At 69.0% G+C, this 21,401-nt stretch carries 20 protein-coding genes; 11 read left to right on the top strand and 9 right to left on the bottom strand.

What is annotated here, in order from left to right:
* Nucleotides 1-6: 6 nt before the first annotated feature.
* The 4 genes from AB0N61_RS11085 to AB0N61_RS11070 all read left to right on the top strand — a co-directional run bounded on the left by AB0N61_RS11085 (nt 7) and on the right by AB0N61_RS11070 (nt 3,034).
* Nucleotides 7-759, top strand: coding sequence for an AAA family ATPase (locus AB0N61_RS11085; RefSeq protein ID WP_363363996.1), 753 nt, complete (start codon nt 7-9; stop codon nt 757-759).
* Between the two features lie 33 nt (nt 760-792).
* Nucleotides 793-1,389 (top strand): TetR family transcriptional regulator, encoded by a 597-nt coding sequence (locus AB0N61_RS11080; protein WP_363363993.1) that lies wholly within the window; start codon nt 793-795, stop codon nt 1,387-1,389.
* Nucleotides 1,390-1,526: 137 nt separating this feature from the next.
* Nucleotides 1,527-2,303 carry an ABC transporter ATP-binding protein gene (locus AB0N61_RS11075; protein WP_363363990.1) on the top strand — a complete coding sequence of 259 codons (777 nt, stop codon included), beginning with the start codon at nt 1,527-1,529 and terminating at the stop codon, nt 2,301-2,303.
* Nucleotides 2,300-3,034 (top strand): ABC transporter permease, encoded by a 735-nt coding sequence (locus AB0N61_RS11070; RefSeq protein ID WP_363363988.1) that lies wholly within the window; start codon nt 2,300-2,302, stop codon nt 3,032-3,034. The genes AB0N61_RS11075 and AB0N61_RS11070 overlap by 4 nt, the downstream gene beginning before the upstream one ends.
* Nucleotides 3,035-3,061: 27 nt before the next feature.
* Here AB0N61_RS11070 and hrpB read toward each other — a convergent pair whose 3' ends face one another.
* The 5 genes from hrpB to AB0N61_RS11045 form a co-directional block, all read right to left on the bottom strand.
* Nucleotides 3,062-5,614, bottom strand: coding sequence for an ATP-dependent helicase HrpB (hrpB, locus tag AB0N61_RS11065; RefSeq protein WP_363363986.1), 2,553 nt, complete (start codon nt 5,612-5,614; stop codon nt 3,062-3,064).
* Nucleotides 5,615-5,687: 73 nt separating this feature from the next.
* Complete coding sequence (locus AB0N61_RS11060) at nt 5,688-7,295, bottom strand: SPFH domain-containing protein (protein ID WP_167945693.1); 1,608 nt, start codon at nt 7,293-7,295, stop codon at nt 5,688-5,690.
* 157 nt (nt 7,296-7,452) lie between these two features.
* On the bottom strand, nt 7,453-7,881 hold the full coding sequence (locus AB0N61_RS11055; protein ID WP_167945695.1) for a MarR family transcriptional regulator: 429 nt from the start codon (nt 7,879-7,881) through the stop codon (nt 7,453-7,455).
* Between the two features lie 178 nt (nt 7,882-8,059).
* A complete protein-coding gene (locus AB0N61_RS11050; RefSeq protein ID WP_363363983.1) occupies nt 8,060-8,515 on the bottom strand; it encodes a hypothetical protein in 456 nt (151 codons plus the stop codon).
* An 86-nt stretch (nt 8,516-8,601) separates the two neighbouring features.
* Complete coding sequence (locus AB0N61_RS11045; RefSeq protein ID WP_363363981.1) at nt 8,602-11,157, bottom strand: LuxR C-terminal-related transcriptional regulator; 2,556 nt, start codon at nt 11,155-11,157, stop codon at nt 8,602-8,604.
* 182 nt (nt 11,158-11,339) lie between these two features.
* On the opposite strand from AB0N61_RS11045, the gene AB0N61_RS11040 reads away from it, so the two are divergent.
* Nucleotides 11,340-11,570, top strand: a complete 231-nt coding sequence (locus tag AB0N61_RS11040) for a hypothetical protein (protein WP_167945699.1) — start codon at nt 11,340-11,342, stop codon at nt 11,568-11,570.
* Between the two features lie 64 nt (nt 11,571-11,634).
* Here the strand turns inward: AB0N61_RS11040 and AB0N61_RS11035 are convergent, their stop codons facing one another.
* The 3 genes from AB0N61_RS11035 to AB0N61_RS11025 form a co-directional block, all read right to left on the bottom strand.
* Complete coding sequence (locus AB0N61_RS11035) at nt 11,635-11,916, bottom strand: SHOCT domain-containing protein (protein WP_363363980.1); 282 nt, start codon at nt 11,914-11,916, stop codon at nt 11,635-11,637.
* A gap of 61 nt (nt 11,917-11,977) precedes the next feature.
* Nucleotides 11,978-12,436 carry a DUF6325 family protein gene (locus AB0N61_RS11030; protein WP_363363978.1) on the bottom strand — a complete coding sequence of 153 codons (459 nt, stop codon included), beginning with the start codon at nt 12,434-12,436 and terminating at the stop codon, nt 11,978-11,980.
* A 125-nt stretch (nt 12,437-12,561) separates the two neighbouring features.
* Complete coding sequence (locus tag AB0N61_RS11025) at nt 12,562-14,145, bottom strand: MFS transporter (protein WP_363363977.1); 1,584 nt, start codon at nt 14,143-14,145, stop codon at nt 12,562-12,564.
* 185 nt (nt 14,146-14,330) lie between these two features.
* Here AB0N61_RS11025 and AB0N61_RS11020 point away from each other — a divergent pair, with 185 nt between their 5' ends.
* Both AB0N61_RS11020 and AB0N61_RS11015 read left to right on the top strand, forming a co-directional pair.
* The gene (locus tag AB0N61_RS11020) at nt 14,331-14,726 is read left to right on the top strand and encodes an SHOCT domain-containing protein (protein WP_167945705.1); all 396 of its coding nucleotides are present in this window, start codon (nt 14,331-14,333) and stop codon (nt 14,724-14,726) included.
* Nucleotides 14,727-15,935 carry an AI-2E family transporter gene (locus AB0N61_RS11015; protein WP_363363975.1) on the top strand — a complete coding sequence of 403 codons (1,209 nt, stop codon included), beginning with the start codon at nt 14,727-14,729 and terminating at the stop codon, nt 15,933-15,935.
* A 14-nt stretch (nt 15,936-15,949) separates the two neighbouring features.
* Here AB0N61_RS11015 and AB0N61_RS11010 read toward each other — a convergent pair whose 3' ends face one another.
* Nucleotides 15,950-17,353, bottom strand: a complete 1,404-nt coding sequence (locus tag AB0N61_RS11010; protein ID WP_363363972.1) for an ATP-binding protein — start codon at nt 17,351-17,353, stop codon at nt 15,950-15,952.
* Between the two features lie 259 nt (nt 17,354-17,612).
* Here AB0N61_RS11010 and AB0N61_RS11005 point away from each other — a divergent pair, with 259 nt between their 5' ends.
* Genes AB0N61_RS11005 through AB0N61_RS10990 form a run of 4 tightly spaced genes read left to right on the top strand, consistent with a single transcriptional unit; the run spans nt 17,613 to nt 21,399 of the window.
* Nucleotides 17,613-18,461 (top strand): class II glutamine amidotransferase, encoded by an 849-nt coding sequence (locus AB0N61_RS11005; protein ID WP_167945709.1) that lies wholly within the window; start codon nt 17,613-17,615, stop codon nt 18,459-18,461.
* Nucleotides 18,436-19,716: a glutamate--cysteine ligase gene (locus AB0N61_RS11000; RefSeq protein ID WP_363363970.1), complete on the top strand. Its 1,281-nt coding sequence runs from the start codon at nt 18,436-18,438 to the stop codon at nt 19,714-19,716. The genes AB0N61_RS11005 and AB0N61_RS11000 overlap by 26 nt, the downstream gene beginning before the upstream one ends.
* Nucleotides 19,688-20,251 (top strand): hypothetical protein, encoded by a 564-nt coding sequence (locus AB0N61_RS10995; protein ID WP_363363967.1) that lies wholly within the window; start codon nt 19,688-19,690, stop codon nt 20,249-20,251. The genes AB0N61_RS11000 and AB0N61_RS10995 overlap by 29 nt, the downstream gene beginning before the upstream one ends.
* 5 nt (nt 20,252-20,256) lie before the next feature.
* Nucleotides 20,257-21,399 (top strand): DUF4331 family protein, encoded by a 1,143-nt coding sequence (locus AB0N61_RS10990; RefSeq protein ID WP_363363965.1) that lies wholly within the window; start codon nt 20,257-20,259, stop codon nt 21,397-21,399.
* The last annotated feature ends 2 nt before the right edge of the window (nt 21,400-21,401 follow it).

Raw genomic sequence — 21,401 nt, 5'->3', positions numbered from 1 at the left:
GTGCGCGTGGAATCGATCTGGAGCCCCGGCAGTCGCCGGCGTCGGGAGCAGCCGGTCGTCGCGGTGCGAGCGAACGCCGACGCTCCGGAGCCCGGGCCGGTCTGGCCCACGGGCATCCCCGCGGTCGCCCAGGTGCTGGCCGAGGGGATCGACCTCTCGCCCGGCGTGACTTTTCTCGTCGGCGAGAACGGCAGCGGCAAGTCGACGATCGTCGAAGGCATCGCGATCGCCTACGGCCTCTCGCCCGAAGGCGGTTCGCGCAACGCCAGACACAGCACCCGCCCGAGCGAGTCGCCGCTGTCGGAGTGGCTGCAGCTGCAGCGCGGGATCGGAGCCAACCGCTGGGGATTCTTCCTGCGCGCCGAGACGATGCACTCGTTCTACACCTACCTCGAAGAGAATCCCTCCGCGCGGGGCGACGTGTCGTTCCACGAGATGAGCCACGGCGAATCGTTCCTCGCCCTGCTCGACAGTCGATTCGACGAGCCGGGCTTCTACTGTCTCGATGAGCCCGAGGCCGCGCTCTCGTTCCAGTCCACGCTCGCCCTGATCGCGGTGCTGCAGCGCATCGTCGACGACGGAGGGCAGGTGCTGTGCGCGACGCATTCGCCCGTGCTGGCCGCGCTGCCGGGCGCACGGATCCTCGAAGTGGGGGAGTGGGGCATCCGGCCGGCCGAGTGGAACGACCTCGAGCTGGTGAACCACTGGCGCTCCTTTCTGAACGACCCGCCGCGCTACCTGCGGCATCTGCTCGACTGACGATGTGCCTGACCGCCGTCGTAGGCTGGCGCCATGACCGAGCATCGCGCGCCCAAGAAGCGCGGGCGTCCCCGCGGCGTCTCGGACGCGCGCGACCGCATCATCGCCGCGGCCGTCGACGAGTTCGGCGAGCACGGATACGACGGGTCGACGATCCGCTCGATCGCCGCCCGCGCCGACGTCGACTCGGCCCTCGTGCACCACTACTTCGGCACCAAGGCCGACCTGTTCGCCGAAGCGGTCGGCATTCCGCTCCGCCCCGACATCGACGTGCCGGCCATCGTCGCGGGTCCGCGCGACACGGTGGGCGAGCGGCTCGTGCGCTACGTGCTCGAGGCCTTCGAGCAGCCCGACATCCGCCGCCGCGGGGTCATGCTCATCCGCACGGCGATCGGCAGCCGACTCGCGACGCCGCTGCTGGCGGGCTTTCTCTCGCGTGAGCTCATCGGCAAGATCGCGACCACACTCGGCGTCTCGGATGCCGAGCTGCGCGCCACACTCGTCGCGTCGCAGATCGCCGGTCTGCTGCTCGCGCGATACGTGCTGAAGCTCGCGCCGATCGCGACGGCATCCGTCGACGACCTCGTCGTGCGCGTCGGACCGACCGTGCAGCGCTACCTGTTCGAGTAGTCCGGGCTCGGGCGGTGTCGTCGCCGACACCGCCTGCCGCCGTCGTGCCCTGCCGGCGTGCTCGTCTCGTCGCCTGTGCCGCACGGCCCTGACCGAACCCGTTGACTCCGCGACGCGCCCGGCGCATAATTCATCGCATGATGAATAAATCGGCTGTCGAGATCTCGGGACTCCGAGTGCGTCGGGGGAAGACACAGGTCTTCGACGGAGTCGACCTGACGATCCCGCGCGGTGAGATCACCGGTCTCCTCGGACCGTCCGGGTGCGGAAAGACGACGCTGATGCGATCGATCGTGGGCGTGCAGCGGATCGACGCCGGCACCGTCTCGGTCTTCGGCGAACCGGGCGGGTCGCCCAAGCTCCGGCATCGTGTGGCATACGGCACGCAGGGCGCCGCCGTCTACGGCGATCTGACCGTCCGTCAGAATCTCTCGTACTCCGCGGCGGTGCTCAAAGCGCCGAAGGGCGACGTCGACCGGGTGCTCGACGAGGTCGGACTCCGCGGGCAGGCGGGGCAGCTCGTCGATTCGCTCAGCGGCGGTCAGGCGACACGGATCTCGCTGGGGATGGCGCTCATCGGGTCTCCCGAGCTCATCGTCCTCGACGAGCCCACGGTCGGCCTCGACCCCGTGCTGCGGGTCGAGCTGTGGAAGCTGTTCCGAGGGCTCGCCGAGCGCGGAGTGACGCTGATCGTCTCGAGCCATGTCATGGACGAGGCGCTGCGCTGCGATCGGCTCGTTCTGATGCGGAGCGGGCGGATCATCGCCGACACCGACCCGGCCGGCCTCCTCGCCGACACCGGCACGGCCGACCCGGATGCGGCGTTCCTCGCCCTGATCGACCGCGACAGCCGAGGGGTCGGCGGCCCGGCCGCGGGAGACACCCGGCGCTCACGACGGGAGGGCTCGGAATGAACGGGGGACGGCTGTTGGCCACCGCCGCGCGGGTGCTCGCCCAGCTGCGGCACGACCCGCGTTCGATCGCGCTGATGCTGATCGCACCGAGCCTGCTCGTCGGACTCTTCGCGTGGCTGTTCAGTGATCAGGACGGCGTGTTCGATCAGTTCGGCGGTGCGATCCTCGCCCTGTTCCCGTTCATCGTGATGTTCCTGATCACCTCGATCACCACCCTGCGGGAGAGGCGTTCCGGCACGCTGGAGCGCCTCATGACCACTCCGCTCGGCAAAGCCGACTTCATCCTGGGCTATGCCCTCGCGTTCGGACTGATGGCGGTGCTGCAGGCGGTCATCACCGTGTCGTTCGCGGTCGGCGTCTGCGGTCTCGACGTCGAGGGGGAGCTCTGGCAGCTCGGACTCGTCGCCGTGATCGACGCTCTCCTGGGCACCGCCCTCGGCTTGCTCGCGAGTGCGTTCGCGCAGACCGAGTTCCAGGCCGTGCAGTTCATGCCGCTGCTCGTCTTTCCGCAGATCATCCTCGGCGGGCTCTTCATGCCGCGTGATCAGATGCCCGACGTGCTGTACGCGATCTCGGAATGGCTGCCTCTGAGCCATGCGATCGACACGATCAACGCCGTGACAGCCGGCGACGAGGGGTGGGATGTCTATGGCCCGCTGCTGGTGGTCGTCGCGTTCGGTGTCGGGGCGCTCGTGCTCGCGTCGTTGACCCTGCGGCGCCGCACCCGCTGAGCCGCACCCGCTGAGCCGGGTCGCCGGTCAGCGCGCGGCGCGGTTCTTGGTGTGTTTCGTCGGCACGGCCGCCCAGGGGTCCTCCGGCCAGGGATGCCGCGGGTAGCGCCCGCGCATCTCGGCGCGCACCTGGGCGTAGGGGCCCGACCAGAACGAGGCGAGGTGGTCGGTGACAGCGAGCGGACGCCCCGCAGGCGACAGCAGGTGGAAGAGCACCGGCACCCGTCCGTCGACCAGGCGCGGGGTCTGAGCCCACCCGAAGCACTCCTGCAGCTTGACGGCGACGACGGGCGGCGCGGAGGTGTCGTCCGGGTCGGGATAGGCGACGCGGATGCGTGATCCGCTCGGCACTTCGAGGCGCTCGGGTGCGAGCTCGTCGAAGCGCACGGCCTCGGGCCATGGCAGCAGTCGGCGCAGAGCCGAAGACAGATCCACGCGTCCCACCGGGGTGCCGCCCGCCAGCGCGTCGATCTCGGGAGCCAGCCAGTCGTCGAGGGTCGCGAGCAGACCCGCATCCGACATGTCGGGCCAGGGGTGGCCGAGCTCCCGGCTGAGCAGCGCCAGCCGGCGTCGTATGGCGGTCGCGGCATCAGACCATGTGAACATGCCGAGCCCGTCACGCACGATCGCCCGGAGCACCGCATCCCGTCCTTCCTGAGCAGAGGGCCTCACCGGCGAGGCCGAACGCAGGATCGCACCGATGCGGCGTTCGCGGCGGGCCTGGACGCGCCCCTGTGCGAACTCCACCTCGACGCGGTCGGTGAGCAGGTGACTCGCAGCGCGCTCCATCTGCTCCTCCGTGAGCACGGCTGCCGAGCGGATGATCGCGCCAGACCCGGCAGCCGCTCCGGTCGTGGCACGGGCGACGTCGGCGACGGCGATCCATTCGACCGCTGCGAGCGGGCCGCGCATCCCGGCGCGGGTTCCGGATGCCAGGAGGAAGGTTGCTCCCTCGGCGGTGCGATCGACGCGACGAGCGATCCGCTCGGGGAAGGCCAGAGCGATCACGAGACCGACGCCGTCGAGATCCGATCGCACGTCCTGCGTCGCAGGGACCATGCGCTCGAGGCGGTTCGCGTCGTCACGCCAGCGGCGGGCGTCCGGTGTCCGTCCGCCGCGCAGGGCGATGAGCGCGCGGGCGACGTCGGCCTCGGCGATGCGCAGATCGCCACCCAGGACCGCGACGACCTCCGCCGCGAGGCGGCTGCCGACCACCGGGCTGCCGTCGAGGAGAGCGCGGGCGAGCCGAGGGTCGGCGGGAATCCGGGCGAGGGCGCGGCCCGCGTCGGTGGCGCGGCCCTCGGCGTCGATCGCTCCGAGGTTCCGGAGCACCGAGATCGCGTCGGCCAGGTTCTCTCGGGGTGGCGGATCGATCATGCGCAGGCCTTCTGCGCCCGGGGCGCCCCAACAGGCGAGCAGCAGGGCGGCATCCGCGAGGTCGGCCACAGCGATCTCGGGCGCAGGACGCGCGGGGGCGGCCGCATAGGTGCGCTCGTCGACGCAGCGGATCACGCTGCCGGGGCCCTGACGCGTGGCTCGACCGGCGCGCTGCACGCACGATGAGCGCGGTGCCGCCGTCGTGACCAGACCTGTCATGCCACGGGCCGTATCGCGCTGGGGATGCCGAGACAGACAGCTGTCGACGACCAGGCGCACACCGGGCACGGTGAGCGACGACTCGGCGAGCGAGGTCGTGACGATGATGCGCGGAGGGGCGTCCGGTGCCCGGCCGCGGATCACGGCATCCTGCTCGGCCGCGGGAATCTGACCGTGCAGCTCTCGCACATCGAACGCGTCGCTCGCACCGCGGATGCGCCGGGCGATCTCAGACACCTCCCGCGCGCCCGGGGCGAAGACCAGCACGTCGGCCTCGGAATCGCGGCGGCGGAGTTCGGCGGCTGCCGATGCCGTGGTGTCGGCGACGTGGTCGAGGAACCCCCAGGTGACCCCGCGCTCGTCGAGTCGCGGCACAGGGCTCGGCGCCCAGCGCTCGGTGAGCGGGAAGGCGGGGACGCCGTGATCGACGACCGGTGCCGGACGGTCGTCGGTGCCGAGGACTGAGGCGATGCGCGAGGCGTCGAGGGTGGCGGACATGGCGATGACCGTGAGGTCGTCGCGCAGCTCCCGCACTTCCGAGAGCAGGCCGATGAGCAGATCGGTCTCGAGCGCCCGCTCGTGCACCTCGTCGAGGATCACGGCATCCACACCGTCGAGACCGGGGTCGTCGATCATGCGACGCAGCAGCACGCCGGCGGTGACGAACTCGACGCGGGTCGCCGCACCGGCCGAGCGCTCGCCGCGGACGGTGAAGCCCACTCTCGTGCCGAGCGGTGATCCGTCGAGGTGCGCGAGCCGGCGTGCGGCGGCGCGGGCAGCGACGCGCCGAGGCTGGGTGACGATCACCCGCCCGGGCGACCGCGATGCCAGAAGCGGGGGCACGAGGGTGGTCTTGCCCGTGCCGGGCGGAGCACTCACGACCACCGACGTGCTCCCGTCGAGCGCGGTCTCCAGCTCGCTCAGAGCGGCCGCGAAAGAGAGCCCCGCGCCGATGGCGGCGAGGTCGAAGGCGGCGGCGGTCATCCCTTCAGTCTGCCTGGTCTCCCAGACGACGGATGCCGCGGCCGACTCGGCCGCGGCATCCGCTGTGTGCTGGCTACTCCGCTGCCGGAGCCGGAGCCGGTGGTGCAGGCGGCGGCGGGGTGGTCGGGGTCGACTGGCGGGTCGACGCAGGCGGTGCGGATGCTGCGGCGACGCCGTCGCCGATGCCGCGGCCCACGGCCTGACCCTGGATGATCGACGCGAGGTCGAGGCCGGTCGCGGCGCTGACGCTGTCGAACACCGACTTCAGCGCCTTGGCGCTGTCGGCGCCGACCAGGTTCGAGGCGCCGTCCTCGCTCGAGCCGCCGACGATCGAGACGTTGCCGATCGCGGCATAGCCCTTCGAGAACTCGGCCATGATCGACGGCAGGGTGTCGAGTACTCGCTGCGACAGGAAGGCATCCTGGTTCGACGCGATGGCCTTCGCCTCGGCCTCGACGGCGGCGGCTCGCGCCTCACCCTCGGCACGGATGGCATCGGCCTCGGCGTTGGCGCGCAGGCGGCGGGCCTCGGACTCGGCTTCGGCCTGAGCACGCAGCGCGTCGGCCTCACCGGTCGCGCGGGCGATCGCGGCTGCGGCCTCACCGTCGGCCTTGGCCTTGTCAGCCTGGGCCTGCTGCTCGGCGATGCGGGTGCGGGCCTCGGCCTGCTTGACCTGCTCGATCGCGCTGGCCTCTGCCGCACGCTCACGCGTGTAGAGCTCGGCCTGAGCGCGGGTCTCGGCCTCGTAGCGCTGAGCGTCGGCCACGCGCTTGACGTCGGCGTCGAGCTGAGCCTGACGGTTCTCCGCCTGCTGCTGCAGCACGGCCTGCTGAGCCTGCTCGCGGGCCAGGTTCTCGGCCTGCTCGGCCTCGGCGCGCGCGCGACCGATGCCGGCGTTCGCGTTGGCCGTGTTCGTGTCGAGCGCGGTCTGCTCGACCAGGTTCGCTTCCTGGTTGGCGATGTTCTTCTGGTTGATCGCACGGTCGGCGTTGGTCTGCGAGATCTCCGCCGACTGCCGCTTCGCCTGGATCTCGGGGGCGCCGAGAGACTGGATGTATCCGACCTTGTCGGTGATGCCCTTGATCTGGAACGAATCCAGGATCAGGCCCTGCTCGGCGAGCTCCTGCGAGACGTCGGCGGCGATCTGGTCGGAGAACTTCTTGCGCTCTCGCATGAGCTCGACGACCGAGAGCGTCGCGACGATGCCACGCAGTGCACCTTCGAGCTGCTCGGTGGTGAACTGCTCGATGGCCTTGTCCTGCGACGCGAAGCGCTCTGCGGCGCGACGCACGAGGATCGGGTCGGAGCCGATTTTCACGATGGCGACGCCGTCGACGTTGAGCGTCACGCTGTCGAGCGACTGGGCCTCGGCGTTCAGCGACACCTGACGCGAGCGCAGCGAGATGATCTCGTGGCGCTGGGTGATCGGGTTGACCAGGGACTTGCCGTTCACGATGACCGTGACGGGCGACTCCGACATCTCGTCTCGCAGCGAGCCGTCGGTCGAGATGACCGCCCGCTGCACCTTCTGCTTGCGCCCCGAGATGACGAGAGCCTCATCGGCGCGCGCGACCTTGATCCAGCTGCGTGCGAACAGCAGCAGGATGAGCAGGACGACGACGGCGGCGACGACGACGATTCCGACGATGACGAGGATGCCGACGATTCCGGCGATCTCCATGTATGACCTCCCTGGTTCCCCCCGAGGGGGCGGTCTTCGATGCCGACGCGGTCGCGCGGGCATTCACGCTCCACCCTGCCAGAAAACGGTTCCCGGCGTCACGGACAGGGAGCAGGATGCTCCTCGTGGGGAGGGAGAGGGGAGGTGGGGGAGAGGATCAGCGACCGCGGAGCTTCTCCGCCAGGTCGCGGAGGGTCTTCAGCTCATCGTCGTCGAGGAGGGACATCCGCTCGGCGATCGAGCGGCCGTGCACGGTGGCGACGCTGCGGAACTCGCGGACGCCGGCATCCGTGGCCCGGATCAGCGCCCCTCGTCCGTCCTCGGGGTCGGGGCACTTCGAGACGAGTCCGCGGGCGACCATGCGATCGACGAGGCGCGAGACGCTCGGCTGGCTGATCAGCATGTTCGCGGTGACATCGCGCAGGCGGGCCGACATGCCGGGGGAGCGCGTCACCGTGAGCAGGACGTCGTACTCGGCCTGGCCGAGATCGGTGTGATCGAAGTCGGTGTTCATCTGCGTGAACAGCTCGTGCTGTGCGCGGAACAGGCTCTCCCAGGCCTCGAGGGCGAGCTTGCGGTCAGTCATGGAGAACAGCGTACTGGCAACAGTAAAGGGCCGGTCGGAGAGGCTCCCGACCGGCCCTTGTCCCTTGCACCAAGAGTGTCCTGCAATCACATGCGGTGTATGCCACAGCAAACATTCACCGTGCGATCACTCTATAACGGCGAGGTAACGAATGCAACGGTTTGATCACGGAATCTGCTCATCGCTCCGAATCCGCGAGCTCATGCCCGTGAACGGTGAGGGCGTAGATGGCCAGCACGTCGATCGCGATGACGATCAGCGCCCACCACGGCTGAGCGCTCACGAGAAGCAGCTGGCCGATGGCGCTGAGGACCAGGAGGATGATCGCGATCACCCGTGCCCAGGTCTGGCCGGCGAACAGGGCGAGCGCGACGAGCACGAGGAACACCCCGACGATGAGGTTCCACCATCCCCAGCCGTTGACGTCGAAGAGCCACAGCGACCCGTCGGTCACCACGTAGTAGTCATTGGGTCCGATCAGCGCGACGATCCCCTGGATGCCGCTGAAGAGCCCCGACACCATGAGGATCACGCCGGCGAAGACGGCCCAGCCGACCCAGCCGCTCGGCTTCGTCGGACTCGTCGCACGGGGGTCTGCGGCGACGGCGTTCGGGTTTCCCTGGTTCATGCTCATGGCTTCCTCCTCGTTTTCCTCAGACAGTAGGGTTCGGCGGGAGCAGACGGATCACCCGGAGGGGGTGATCCGTGGGGCGATCGGAGTCACCCGACGGGAGCGACCTCACTCGGATCGAGGAGTCCGAGATCGACGGCGCGCTCGATCGCCGCATCGCGGCCGGTCACTCCGAGCTTGCGATAGATGTGGCCGAGGTGGGTCTTGATCGTGTTGATCGACACGAAGCTGCGGGCTGCGATCTCCGCGCACGTCATCCGGGTGGGGAGATACGCGAGCAGCTCGAGCTCGCGGGCTGTGAGGCTGTCGGCGAGCGGCTGCCGTCGCCGTGACACCCCGCGCGCCCGTCCGCGTGACACGACGAGTTGGCGGAAGCCGTCGAGCGGACCCGGCAGCTCGGCGATCAGGTGGGCGACGTCCGGGCCTGCCTCCAGGAAGGGATACACCAGCCTCTCCGGCGCCGCGAGCGTGAGGGCGGACTGCAGGTGGGTGCGTGATTGCGCCCCGCGGCCTTCGATGGCGCACGCCCATCCGAGCAGCAGATCGCGCTCGATGGTCGGCATCGGGGCCAGCGTCCTCTCGGTCATGTCGAGTTCCGCGAGCCGCGCCCGCGCCTGTGCCGGCTGACCGAGCGCGAGGAGTGCCGCGACCTCTTCGAAGGCCATCATCGACCAGTGCGCGGCGGGCGTCGGCGGGAGAGCCGGGGCGCCGCGCAGTCGTGCCTGTCGCAACGACAGCGCGGCTGCCACCTGTCGGACGAACGGCGGAGCGGGACTGGAAGGTTCGGGAGGCCCGATCGCCGAATCGGGGGTGTCGATGATCATCGAGGTCAGGTGGGCCAGCCAGAGCAGTTGCGAGCGGTCGTTCGACGCCGCCCTGGTGGTTCCCTCCGCCAGCGCGAACGCGCCGTGATCCGGTTCTCCCCTCCTGATCGCGGCGATGGCACGGGCGAGGTAGGCATCCGCAGGCGCCGTGTGCTCGAGCACTCCGAGTTCCTCGGCCACGCGGAGCGCGTCATCGGCGAGTTCGGCCGCGACGACCAGCCGCCCCGACAGCGCCTCGGTCAGAGCGAGCGAGCCCATCGCCTGCACGCGGTAGGGTCCATAGGCCACGCCGTCGCCCTGCAGCGCGTCGCGGAGCGCGCGGCGCGAACCCGCGAGGTCGCCGAGCAGCAGCAGTGCCCGGCCGAGAGACACCCGCGCCACCAGACGCAGGGTGCCCCGGCTCGTCAGGCCCAGCAGGTTGGGCAGCGCCGCCTCCGGATGCCGCCTGAGCAGGTCGAGCGCGCGCTGCGCGGCGTCGACGAAGAGCTCGGGATGCGGGGCCAGATACACGCAGGCCGAAAGATACGTGAGAGCGACCTGACGTTCACCCGTCGTGAGGGCGCGCTCGGCGAGCATGGCGCGAAGCGCGTCGATCGCGACCGTGCCCTGGCCGCTCAGCCCCTGTGCGATGGTCAGCAGCAGCTCTGCCTCCGTCCGGTGCGCGAGCACCTCGGACGGCACCCGAGAGAGCCAGGCGGCGATCGCCGCGGTCTGGCGACGTTCATCGTCGTCCCGTTCGAGCGTGAGGACGCAGTCGACCGCCGACTCCCAGGCGTGTGCGCGCAGGTAGTACTCGATCGCATCCGCCTGCGAGCCATCGGCCCTGTTCCAGTCGGCTGCGGCGATGAGCACGCGTGCCTCAGCCGGCGCGTCGTGCGCGCGCAGACGCAGAAGGAGCAGGTTCCGGAAGAGCTGATGGAACCGAAACCACCCCGGCTTGCCCGGCACGGGAACGACGAACATGGAGTCGAGCTCGAGGTCGGCGATGAGCTCCGCGCCGCCGGTGCCGAGGACGGCGTCGACGAGTGGTGCGCAGAACTCGTCGAGCACGGCGATTCTGAAGAGGCTCGTCCGCCGGTCGGCTCCCTGGGCGTCGAGCACCTCCTCGCTCAGGTAGTCGACCACGAGACGGTCGGTGTCGGCGAGGGTGTCGATGAGTCGTCGGGGATCGGTCGTGAACCGCAGGCTGAGCGCAGCCAGCTGCACGCCGACCGCCCATCCCTCGGTGTGCTCGGTGACCGAGGCCGCTGTCTCGATGGGAACGGGTCGGCGGGTGATCGCTTCGATGACCCGTGCGGTCGTGGGGTCATCGAAGGCCAGGTCGCGTTGACGGATCTCCACGAGGCTGTGCTGCAGACGATGGCGGCTCCACCCGAGTCGGAGATCCCTTCGCGCCGAGAACACGAAGTGCGCCCCCGGGGGCAGCAGATCGACCAGTCGCCAGAGATCGGTCAGAAGCGGACCGCCACCGAGACGATCGAGGTCGTCGAAGATCACGACGACCGGTCCGGCGTCTGCCAGGCCGGCCGCCAGCTCCTCCAGGAGCGGTTCGCCGAGACGGCCGTCGGCTGCCGCCGCGGGCGAGATGGGTGCGTCGAAACCGGGTGCGATCGCCGTGATCGCGTCGACGAGACGCTGGCGCAGAGCATTCGCATCGACATCCGCATCCGTGATGTCGAGCCAGGCGATCGGCAGATCCGTGCGCGCGTGCGCCCACTGCGACAGGAGCACGGTCTTGCCGGCACCGGCCGGGGCCACGATGAGCGACAGCGGCGAGAGCAGCCCCGCGTCGAGCCGTGCCCGAAGCGGGGGCCGATCCACCGTATGAGCAGGGATCCGACGCCGTTCATGATCTGGCATCGCTCACCTCCCGTGTCACGTGAACTCCGGAACAGTCGAGATCATGCCAGAAGGATGACGACGCGACGACCCTGTCATCGCAGACTGGCACACCGAGGGGCCGCGAGTCGCGTCGGACGAAGGCCCAGGAGTGGGAGCCTCGCATGAGTTCACACATCATGGAGGTCGTCGTCGAGGGCAGACTCGGGAACGAGCTGATCGCCTCCCTGCCCGGATTTGACGTGGAAACCGGGGCCGACGGTCGGTCGCGCATCGTCGGCGCGGTGTCCGACCAGGCGAAGCTCCTGGGGCTGCTCGACCTGTTCGCCGAGCTCAATATCGAGGTCATCTCCGTCAACCCCGTCACGCCGAACGACCTCACCCCAAAAGGGTGAGGTCGTCCGTCCGCTTCTCTCGCAACGCTCGTGCCCCGGGCTGTCGGCTCGGCCGCGGCCGCGCTCAGGAGCCGAGTATCCGAGCCTTCTGCGCTTGGAACTCGTCCTCCGTCAGCACACCAGCGGCCCGCAGCTCTCCGAGCTGCTGAAGCTGGGCGAGATCGACTCCGGGGTTGTCGGCCGCGGGCTGCGGCGGCACAGGTGCGGGCGCGGGCGCCGGTGCGGGCGCAGGCTCGTACTGCTGCTGCTGTGCCTCTTCCTGGGCGGCCCAGCGGCCCGCCTGGCGTCGCGACACCCTGTTGGAGACCGCAGTCGCCGTGCCGGCGATGACGGCGGTTCTGGCCATTCCTCTTAACAGACCCATCGTGTGCTCCTTCGCTTCTCATCATCGCGGCCCGGTTCCGGGGTCACGCCTGTTCACCGCCGCGACGGGTCTCATCGAGCACGTCGAGGCGGCTCAGCACCTCATCAGCCGGGATCCGGCCGCTGGCGACGACCTCCGCGCCGGCGCGGCGCATGGCCGAGACGAACGGGCCGGCCCAGGCGTTCTCGTAGACGAGCAGGGCCACGGCATCGCCGGGTGCGACCAGCCCCTCCGCGTCGGCGAGGTCGTCGTCATCCAGCAGGTCCGATTCGACGCCGTCGAAGATCGCGAGGTCGAGTGCGCCGTCTCCGTCCAGGTCGGCCAGTCTGACCGCCGTGATCGCGCCGTCGTCGTCGCGCTTGAGCACCCGCAGATCGAGTATGCGGATGATTCCGCGATCGACGAGGTCGATGAGGATGCCGAGCCCCTCGCCCTCGAGGCGGGCACCGGGGAATTCGAGGGCCAGAAAGTCGATCGGCCCCACATCCATGCTCACGGTCATGATCTGTCTCCTTCGTTGATCTCCGCTGACATGGCCGAGTCTCGTCATCCGCCAGACCGCTCGCGTCATCCGACAGGGATGAGATGTCCGAGTCGCCGCCGTGACGCTCGTCGGAAGGGTCTGGGCTAGTCGAGCAGCATGCGGTCAGAGCCGGGGGAGGCCTGGGGATCGGGGAGCCGCCGCATCCGGAACCCGGTCGCGATTCCGACCGTGCCCGCCACGATCGGGATGAGCAGGGCCACCTGCAGGGCGATCGGCCGCGATTGCGTGTTGATGCGGATGATCTCGTCCGCCACCTCGGGAGGCTCGTCTGCGAGCATCTCCTCGAGTCCGCTGTTCGAGATGAGTTGGGCGTCGTCTTCGAGCACCGTCGCGACCTGTTGCTGCTGCTCGGCTGTCAGCACCGGGCTGGACTCCGCTGCGGAGGTGAAGACGACGCTGAGGGTCGCGAGCATGATCGCCCCCGCGAAGGCGAGACCGAACGAGAGGCCGAAGGAGCCGGCCGCCGAGTTCACACCCGCAGCCTCGCTCACCCGCTCATCGGTGACCGGCGACAGGGTGTAGTTGTTGAGCTGTGAGACCAGGAGCCCCAGGCCCGATCCGCTGATGATCAGCGGCACGACGAGGTACCAGCCGGAGTCCGCTCTGGGCACGATCGGCAGGAGGATGACCAGTCCCGTCACCGTGAGGACGAATCCCAGGAGGATGAGGTTCGCCGGCCGATGACCGGTGCGACGACCGGCAATTAGCGCCACAGCGAACATGCTCAGCGACAGGGGTGCGATCGACAGACCGGCCCACAGTGCGTTGTACCCGAGCACCATCTGCAGATACAGCGGGAGGACGATCATCGTCCCGCCGAGGGCGATCTGCTGCATGAGCTGCCCGCTCACCCCGGTGCGGAACGGCTTCGAGGCGAGGAGGTCGGGGTCGATCAGGGTCGCTTTGCCGCGTCGTTTGCGGGCGTTGAGCCAGAACACCAGCCCGGCGAGCGCGAGCACGCCGATCCCGATGATGAGCCCGACGTAGCCGCCTCCCTCCTGCCACACCAGGATGCCGAGCACCACGCTGCCCATTCCGATCACCGACAGGGCCGAACCGACGACGTCGATGGAGCGATCGCCCGTGAACGGGACGTCCTTGACCAGCCCGATGCCCAGCAGGACGATTCCGATGATCACGGCTTCGAGCAGGAACGCGAGCCGCCACGACAGGAAGGTCGTGATCACCCCGCCGAGCAGCGGTCCTACCGCCGCCGCGATGGCCGCCGATGCTCCGACGAGCGCATACACCCGCTTCTGGTGCCCGCCTTCGAAGTTCCCGTGGATGAGCGACTGCATCGACGGCAGCAGCAGGGATGCGCCGATGCCGCCGATCAGAGCCCAGAAGATGATGACGGGGGTGAGGGTCTGGGCGAGCGTCATCGCGATCGCGCCGATCGCGTAGCCCAGGAGGCCGAGGATGTAGGCGAGCTTCCGACCGATCAGATCGCCCGTCTTGCCGCCGATGAGGATGAAGGCGGCCGACACCAGCGCCTCCAGCGCGATGGCCCCCTGCACCCCGCTGGCGGTCGTGCCGAGATCCCGCACGACCGCCGAGATCGAGACGTTCATGATGGAGGTGTCGACGACCAGCACGAACATCGCCATCGCGAGGAGCATCGCCAGGCGCAGGTTGAAGGTCTCGGGAACTGCCGCGTCACCGGTCATCCGCGAAGCGAATCACAGAGCGACCGGCTGCGGATCACCCTGACCGGGCGAGAAAAGCTGTCACGGCGGTCGAGATCCATGTCGGGCTCGAGCAGCGGGACTCGTCGACCTCACCCCTCGCGGATGATGCATGCACGCACGGCCGCGGCCACTCTGGATCCGTCACCCCGACGAAAGGACGAATCATGACCTTCTGGGACACCCTGTGGAGCTTCTTCGGTTTCTTCTTCTGGAGCTTCGTGTTCATCGCCTACCTCATGGCGCTCTTCAGCGTGATCGGCGACATCTTCCGTGATCAGGAACTCAACGGCTGGCTCAAGGCGCTGTGGATGATCTTCCTGGTCTTCGTGCCCTTCCTGACCCTCTTCGTCTACCTGATCGCCCGCGGGCGGTCGATGGCGGAACGGAGCGGACGAGCCGCGGTCGACGCACAGCGGTCGACGGATGCGTACATCCGCAACGTCGCAGGAAGCACCAGCTCGGCGGACGAGATCGCGAAGGCCAAGACCCTCCTCGACGCGGGGACCATCACCCCCGACGAGTTCGCGGCGCTCAAGGCCAGGGCGCTCCAGGTGACATGAATGGACCTGCGGTTCTGGCGGCATCGCGGATCCTCGCATCGCGCAGCCGGCGCCGCGGAGCAGCCGAGTCCTGACCTGGCGATCGAGCACTCCGATACGCCGCGCGTCGCGTTCATCCTCATCGGGCTCGGAGGCGCCGCTGCCGCCGCCTTCGGCCTGTGGGCGATGCGCGGAGTGGCCGCTCCGGTTCTCCTGGCGCTGGTCCTCACGATCTGCGCACACCCGATCCGCACCGTCCTCGAGCGCATCCGCGTGCCGCGCGGGGTGGCGACGATCGTGGCGATGCTCCTCGTCTTCGCGCTGCTCGGGGCGTTCCTGGGGTCGCTCGTGGTCGCCCTGGTGCAGTTCACCGCCCTCATCCCCGAATACACGCCGCAGCTCGAACAACTGGTCGCGAGCATCAACGCGTGGCTCGCGACGATCGGGATCGAGTCGACATCCGGGGAGGCCTTCGTCCAGGGGCTCGAACCGTCGAACCTCGTGGACTTCGCGGTGGGGCTCCTCGGAGGCGTCACCGGGGCCGTCTTCGGTCTGGTGGTGGTGCTGACCCTCGTGATGCTCATGGCGATGGACGGAGCGTATCTGCCGTCTCTTCTCTCGCAGCTGCGACCGACGCGTCCGACCCTCGTCACCGCACTCGTCGGCTTCGGATCGAGCGTCCGCCGCTACATGATCGCCGCCACCGGCCTCGGCATGCTGCAGAGCACGTTGAACTGGATCGCGTTGGCCGTACTCCAGGTGCCGGCGGCTCTGCTGTGGGCTCTGCTGTCGTTCATCTGCAGCTTCATCCCGAACGTCGGCTACTTCATCGCCATCATCCCTCCGACCATCTTCGGATTCCTGGCCGGCGGATGGCCGACCGGGGTCGCCGTGATCGTCGTCTACGGGGTGATCAATGTCATCGTCCAGTCGGTGGTGCAGCCTCTGCTGGTCGCCAACGTCGTCGCGCTGAACCAGACGCTCACGTTCGTCTCGGTCCTGTTCTGGGCGCTCGTGCTCGGCCCGATCGGCGCCCTGCTCGCGGTGCCGCTGACGCTGCTGGTGAGGACGATCCTGATCGACGCCGACCCGCGTGGCCGTCTGTGGCGCCCTCTGACAGGCGACATCGACGAGGTCAAGGGGCTGATGAAGGCCGCGGATGCCGACACGAAGGCTGCACGCATCGCGCGAAGACAGCAGAAGCACGGCCGCGGAGGCCATGAGGACTAGCAGTCTCGATCCGCTCAGACGCCTCTGATCGGCACACCCACATCGGCACCGCCCTCGCGCGTGAGTCGCTGCCCCAGCTTCACCATCGACGGAGCGGGCGAGAAGCTGCCGGCGAAGAGGGCCTCGCCCTGCGCGAAGCGCGACGCCCGCGCGAGCATGTCCGGAGGGACGAACCCGAAGATCGTCGCGAGCTCTTCGAGATCGACCTGCGACGTCATCTTCATCAGCGCCAGGTTGTCGCACTGAGACAGGATGCTCGGGTGGATGCGTGAGGGGCGCTGCGTCGAGAGCAGAAGCCACAGGCCGAACTTCCTGCCCTCCGCGGCGATCTGGATGATGCGCTCCCGGACTGCGACGTGCAGCGGACTGTTCTGGTCGGGCGAGCACAGGTTGTGGGCCTCGTCGATCACGATCAGGATCGGGCGGCGCTGTTCGCGTTTCGCCCACAGGTCGTCGAGCACGGCCATCGCCACGACGAGGGACTCATCGGGAAAGGCGAAGCCGCCGAGATCGAGGACGGTGGCATCCGGGCGGCGGTCGAGGACGTCGGTGACCGCCTCGGACGTCCCGGCCCAGACGCTCCACTCGATCAGGTTGAGGTTCTCGGCGCGAGCCGCCAGGTCCTGCGCCGCCGGCGATCCGCGTTCGAGCAGGCGAGGGACCACCGCGTGCGCATCCAGAGTGCCCACGGTCTCCTCCAGTCGGAGGAGCTCGTTGTATTCGGCGCGGTCGTCGAGGGGACTGAGGCGGAGGACCGCCGCCTTGGACTGGATCGCCAGATCGAGGAAACGCACGCGGAGCGAGTCGGAGTCCGGGCGGAGGATGCGGATGTCGCGCTCGGCCAGCACGCGACTGGCGGGTGAGTCCGCGCCCGTCGTGGCGGCCTCGTGCATCTTCACGAAATCCGCGTTCGGGTCGAAGATCACCATCGGGAGGGCGGTGTGCAGCAGGATCTGTTCGAGAACCACCCCGAGTGCGTAGGTCTTGCCCGAGCCGCTCTGACCGCACCAGAAGGTGTGCCGGTTGAGACGACGCGGGAGCAGGCGGGCGGGCACGGAGTCGGATCCCAGGTGCGAGCCGATGACGAGCGATGTCGCCGCGCCGTCGTAGAGCGATTCGATCGTGGGCGCGTCCGCCACGCGGACGTCGGCCGCGGAGAACGGAGTGGGCGTTCTGCTGTCGAGCACGCCGCCCTCGTCGGGGATCATGCCGAGGATGCGGCCGCTGCCGTGCAGCCCACCGCCCAGCGAGAACGAGACCTCCTCGACCTGCCCGAGGCAGATCGACCCGGTCGGCGTGCTGAGGGTGACGAAACCGCCGGGCTCGAATCCGGGCTCGAGCGGTCCTTCGAACTGGAAGCGCCGCCCATCCAGCGATACAGCGCGCGCCCCGGAGGTCGTGGTCTCACTCGTGGTCATCGTGTGGCCCCTTCATCGGTTGCGGTGTCTCGACGGTGCGCGCACGAGATCGCTCGTCGACTCCTGGCGCTCAGCGCAAGAGTAGGACTGCCCGTCGCTCGAGTGGAAGCGCGATGGTCCGGTATCGCGCGATCTCATGCTCCGTGGGTGATCTCCGCGTGCGACAGCGCTGATCACCCCGACCGGGTGACGCCCCTTCCACTGCCACGCAGTACCGTCCACTCGAAGAACCGACGCGGGTTCAGGATGGAGTGTCGTCATGTGTCGCTGGCTGGCCTATTCCGGTGAACCGCTGCATCCCTCGGAGGTGATCCTCGACACGCAGCACTCTCTCGTGGCGCAGGCGCTCAATTCGCCGCTCGGGGCGGAGACGGTGAACGGCGACGGCTTCGGGCTCGGCTGGTATCCCGAGACCCCTGCCGAGAGCGGGCAGAAGCCCGTACCCGCCGTGTTCCGCAGCACCGAGCCCGCGTGGAACGATCAGAACCTGCGCGAGATCTCGACGACCGTCCGCAGCCCGCTGTTCCTCAGCCACATCCGCGCGGCCGCCGGCCCGCCGATCCAGCAGACCAACTGCCACCCCTTCCGCCATGAGAACTGGCTCTTCATGCACAACGGTGCGCTTGCGGACTTCGCCACGGTGAAGCGCGACCTCACGTTCGCGGTCGACCCGTCTCTCTACCCCGAGATACAGGGGACCACCGATTCAGAGGTGCTGTTCCATCTCGCACTCACACTCGGTCTGCAGGACGACCCGGTCGCCGGGCTCGGGGCGGCGATCCGGGAGGTCGAGCGGGTCGGGCACGCGCACGGCGTGCAGTTCGCCGTGCAGGGCACGTTCGCCGTCTCGGACGGCACCACCCTGTGGGCGTTCCGCTATTCCAGCGTGGGACGCTCGCGCTCGCTCTACCACTCCACCGACATGGACACGCTGCGGGAGATGTACCCCGACGCCGAACGGCTGCGCGCCTTCGGGCGCCGCGCGCAGGTGGTCGTGTCCGAGCCGCTGAATGACCTGCCTGGTGTGTTCACGGAGGTGCCCGAATCGACGGTCTCGATCCTCGACGACTCCGGCTACCGCCATGAGCCGTTCCTCGCCGCCTCGTGACGCACAGACCGGCCTGGCCGATCCCGCCCGCCCGGTGAGGACGGTGGGCGTCGAGGAGGAGCTGCTGCTCGTCGACGCGGACACCATGCGACCTGTCCCCGTCGCCGGGGCGATCATGAGGAATCCGGCCTCCGCGACCGGTGCCGACGGCGGCATGGGACCGCTGCTCGCGTTCGAGGTGAAACAGGAGCAGATCGAGGTCGTCAGTCCTCCGCGGTGCACGCTCGGAGAGGTGCTCGCGACGATCCGACAGGGGCGTCGCGACGCCGACGTCGCCGCGAGGCAGGTCGGGGCGCGCGCGGTCGCGCTGGCGACGGGAGTGGTTCCCCTCACCTCGCATCTCGTCGCAGCTCCACGGTATCGACGAATACAGCAGGAGTTCGGGATCACGATGGAGGAGCAGCTGACCTGCGGCCTGCACGTGCACGTCTGCGTCGACTCCGACGACGAAGGGGTCGGGATACTCGATCGCATCCGCCCGTGGCTGGCCGTGCTGCTCGCGCTCAGCGCCAATTCGCCCTTCCAGCACGGAGTCGACACCGGCTTCGCCAGCTACCGGTATCAGGCCTGGAGTCGCTGGCCGTCTGCCGGCGCGTACGACGTCTTCGGCACCGCGGCCGCGTATCTCGCGAACAGGGACGCGATGCTGCAGACAGGCGTGTCTCTCGATGCCGGGATGATCTACTCCGACGCGCGGCTGTCGGATCACGCGCCGACCGTCGAGACCCGCATCAGCGATGTCTGCCTTCGCGCAGAGGAGTCGGCGGCCCTCGCCGTCCTCATCCGCGCGCTCGTCTGCACGGCCGCCGACGAATGGGCGGCCGGAGTGCCGCCCGACCCCGTGCCGGCGGCGCTGCTCCGCCTGGCGTCGTGGCGGGCCAGCAAGTCGGGGCTCACGGGCGTTCTGCTCGACCCCCGCACCCATACGCCCGTTCCCGCGGCGGATGCGGTGATGACCCTGCTCGACCATGCGCGCGGCCACTTCGCCGACGAGGTCGAAGAGCGGTTCGTGGCCGACGTCATCGCCACCCTTCTCGCCCAGGGGACGGGCGCCGCGCGACAGCGGGAGGTCCTGGCGGGCGGGGGGAGCTACGTCGACGTGATCGCGGCGGCCGTCGAGGAGACGACGCGGGTGGTCGACGCGACGGCGACCCGATCATCCCTCCCGGGTGATGTGAGGGCCGGAGACGGATGCGACGCTGGCCACCCGAGCGAAGGAGCGCCCCATGACCACAGCGACACCGGCATCCGATGAGACACGGTCCCCCGAGCCGGGGGTGAGTGTGGGTCCGACGAGCGAGTTCAGTCTCTTCTTCCGCGTCAAGGAGGGGCGCGGCGAGGCGCTTCGGGCGTCACTGGACGAACTGATGCGAACCGAAGGGTACCGACCCGGCGAGTACGGGATGGCGGTCGGGACGATCCACGAAGCGAGATTCGTGCTCTTCGACGACGACACCCGCCTCGCCTTCTTCACCAGCTTCGACGGCCAGTGGGACGCGTACATGGAGGACTTCTTCAACTCCGGGCCGACGCTGGCACTGTTCAACGTGATCTTCGAGAACACGGAGGGATACGAAGGGCTGCCCGATCTCGCGACCGAGAAGGCGTTCATCCTCGGTGCCCAGGAGAAAGCGGCCGCATATGCACGCAACTATCCCGGCACGGTGAAGGAGATCCGCAAGGCGATCCGCGTCAACGCAGCCTTCCAGCGTGTGCTCGATCATCCGGATGCGGCCGAGGCGCTCCAGCATCCGGCACTGCTGCCCTTGCTCGACGAGGCGGGGGACTGACGAGGATGTCGGATCACATCTCGGGTCCGCGGGCGCTGGGGAATCCGATCGCCGACATCACGGACGTGTTCGCGTTCCCCAGTCCCGAGCGCCCGGGGCACCTGGTGCTCGTGATGAACACCCTGCCGTTCGCGTTGATCTCGAACCCGTTGTCGGAGGGTCTCATCTACCGCTTCCGGATCCGAGACCTCGTGGCCGGCGAGGCGGGAGACCCCGTGCCGTTCACCCCGGGCGCCGAGGAGTTCGTGGTCGACTGCGTGTTCTCCGAGCCGACCATCGTCGATTCCGACGGCGCCGAACCGGCGTCGTTCGACCAGGAGGGCCACTGCACGACCCCGACGGGCGAGGTCGTTTCGTTCACCGTCGGCGACGAGCGGGGCGGCTCGGGGCAGGGGGTCCGGGTGTTCGCCGGCGCGCGCTGGGACCCGTTCTTCTTCGATGCCCGTTCCGCCCTGAAGACGGTCGCGACCGGTCAGCTCGAATTCAGCGAGCAGGGATCCATCTACCTCGACGGCAAGAACGTGCTCGGCCTCGTCGTCGAGATCGACGCCGCTCTGCTGGGAGGCGCGAGCGTCGTGGGCGTGGTCGCCGAGACGCTGACGCGCGGTGTCTTCAACGTGCGGATCGAGCGGGTGGGGCGACCCGAGGTGAAGAACATGCTGCTCGCCGCCAAGCAGTACGACACCGTCAATCGGGACATCGAGATCCGCGACCTGTACAACACCGAGAACGCGTTCCACATCGACCACGGATACGAGGCGGCGTACCGGGCACGCCTGAATGCGAACCTCGCTTTCTGGGACGGCCTCGACGGGAAGACCGATTGGCCGCTCGACGACGGCGTCCACCCGCTGACCGAGTTCTGGCTCGCCGACTATCTGATCGTCGACGTGACCAAGCCGTATCAGGAGCGCAGCTCGTTCCTCGAGATCGAGATGTCAGCGCGCGCGGGACGCCCCCACAGCACGTGCGGAGGGCGCGCGATCAACGACGACGCCATGGACACCTTCTTCACCCTGCTGATCAATGGAGGAGACGGCCCCGTGATCCGCGACGGCATCGACGGCGCATCGCGGCCGGCCTCGAGCACCTTCCCCTACCTCGCGCCTCCGAACCCCGATCCGCCCATCCCTCCGGAGCACCACTGACC

The organism is Microbacterium sp. NPDC089320 (assembly GCF_040684875.1).
GTDB lineage: Bacteria > Actinomycetota > Actinomycetes > Actinomycetales > Microbacteriaceae > Microbacterium.
This window is presented reverse-complemented; position numbering and strand designations above follow the sequence as displayed.

What these genes read in the sequence shown, in the direction of transcription:
- AB0N61_RS11080 (WP_363363993.1), top strand. Translation starts at nt 793, where the DNA reads ATGACCGAGCATCGCGCGCCCAAGAAGCGCGGGCGTCCCCGCGGCGTC.
- AB0N61_RS11075 (WP_363363990.1), top strand. Translation starts at nt 1,527, where the DNA reads ATGATGAATAAATCGGCTGTCGAGATCTCGGGACTCCGAGTGCGTCGG.
- AB0N61_RS11070 (WP_363363988.1), top strand. Translation starts at nt 2,300, where the DNA reads ATGAACGGGGGACGGCTGTTGGCCACCGCCGCGCGGGTGCTCGCCCAG.
- hrpB (WP_363363986.1), bottom strand. Translation starts at nt 5,614, where the DNA reads ATGACCGCCGCCGCCTTCGACCTCGCCGCCATCGGCGCGGGGCTCTCT.
- AB0N61_RS11060 (WP_167945693.1), bottom strand. Translation starts at nt 7,295, where the DNA reads ATGGAGATCGCCGGAATCGTCGGCATCCTCGTCATCGTCGGAATCGTC.
- AB0N61_RS11055 (WP_167945695.1), bottom strand. Translation starts at nt 7,881, where the DNA reads ATGACTGACCGCAAGCTCGCCCTCGAGGCCTGGGAGAGCCTGTTCCGC.
- AB0N61_RS11050 (WP_363363983.1), bottom strand. Translation starts at nt 8,515, where the DNA reads ATGAGCATGAACCAGGGAAACCCGAACGCCGTCGCCGCAGACCCCCGT.
- AB0N61_RS11040 (WP_167945699.1), top strand. Translation starts at nt 11,340, where the DNA reads ATGAGTTCACACATCATGGAGGTCGTCGTCGAGGGCAGACTCGGGAAC.
- AB0N61_RS11035 (WP_363363980.1), bottom strand. Translation starts at nt 11,916, where the DNA reads ATGGCCAGAACCGCCGTCATCGCCGGCACGGCGACTGCGGTCTCCAAC.
- AB0N61_RS11030 (WP_363363978.1), bottom strand. Translation starts at nt 12,436, where the DNA reads ATGACCGTGAGCATGGATGTGGGGCCGATCGACTTTCTGGCCCTCGAA.
- AB0N61_RS11025 (WP_363363977.1), bottom strand. Translation starts at nt 14,145, where the DNA reads ATGACCGGTGACGCGGCAGTTCCCGAGACCTTCAACCTGCGCCTGGCG.
- AB0N61_RS11020 (WP_167945705.1), top strand. Translation starts at nt 14,331, where the DNA reads ATGACCTTCTGGGACACCCTGTGGAGCTTCTTCGGTTTCTTCTTCTGG.
- AB0N61_RS11015 (WP_363363975.1), top strand. Translation starts at nt 14,727, where the DNA reads ATGGACCTGCGGTTCTGGCGGCATCGCGGATCCTCGCATCGCGCAGCC.
- AB0N61_RS11010 (WP_363363972.1), bottom strand. Translation starts at nt 17,353, where the DNA reads ATGACCACGAGTGAGACCACGACCTCCGGGGCGCGCGCTGTATCGCTG.
- AB0N61_RS11005 (WP_167945709.1), top strand. Translation starts at nt 17,613, where the DNA reads ATGTGTCGCTGGCTGGCCTATTCCGGTGAACCGCTGCATCCCTCGGAG.
- AB0N61_RS11000 (WP_363363970.1), top strand. Translation starts at nt 18,436, where the DNA reads ATGAGCCGTTCCTCGCCGCCTCGTGACGCACAGACCGGCCTGGCCGAT.
- AB0N61_RS10995 (WP_363363967.1), top strand. Translation starts at nt 19,688, where the DNA reads ATGACCACAGCGACACCGGCATCCGATGAGACACGGTCCCCCGAGCCG.
- AB0N61_RS10990 (WP_363363965.1), top strand. Translation starts at nt 20,257, where the DNA reads ATGTCGGATCACATCTCGGGTCCGCGGGCGCTGGGGAATCCGATCGCC.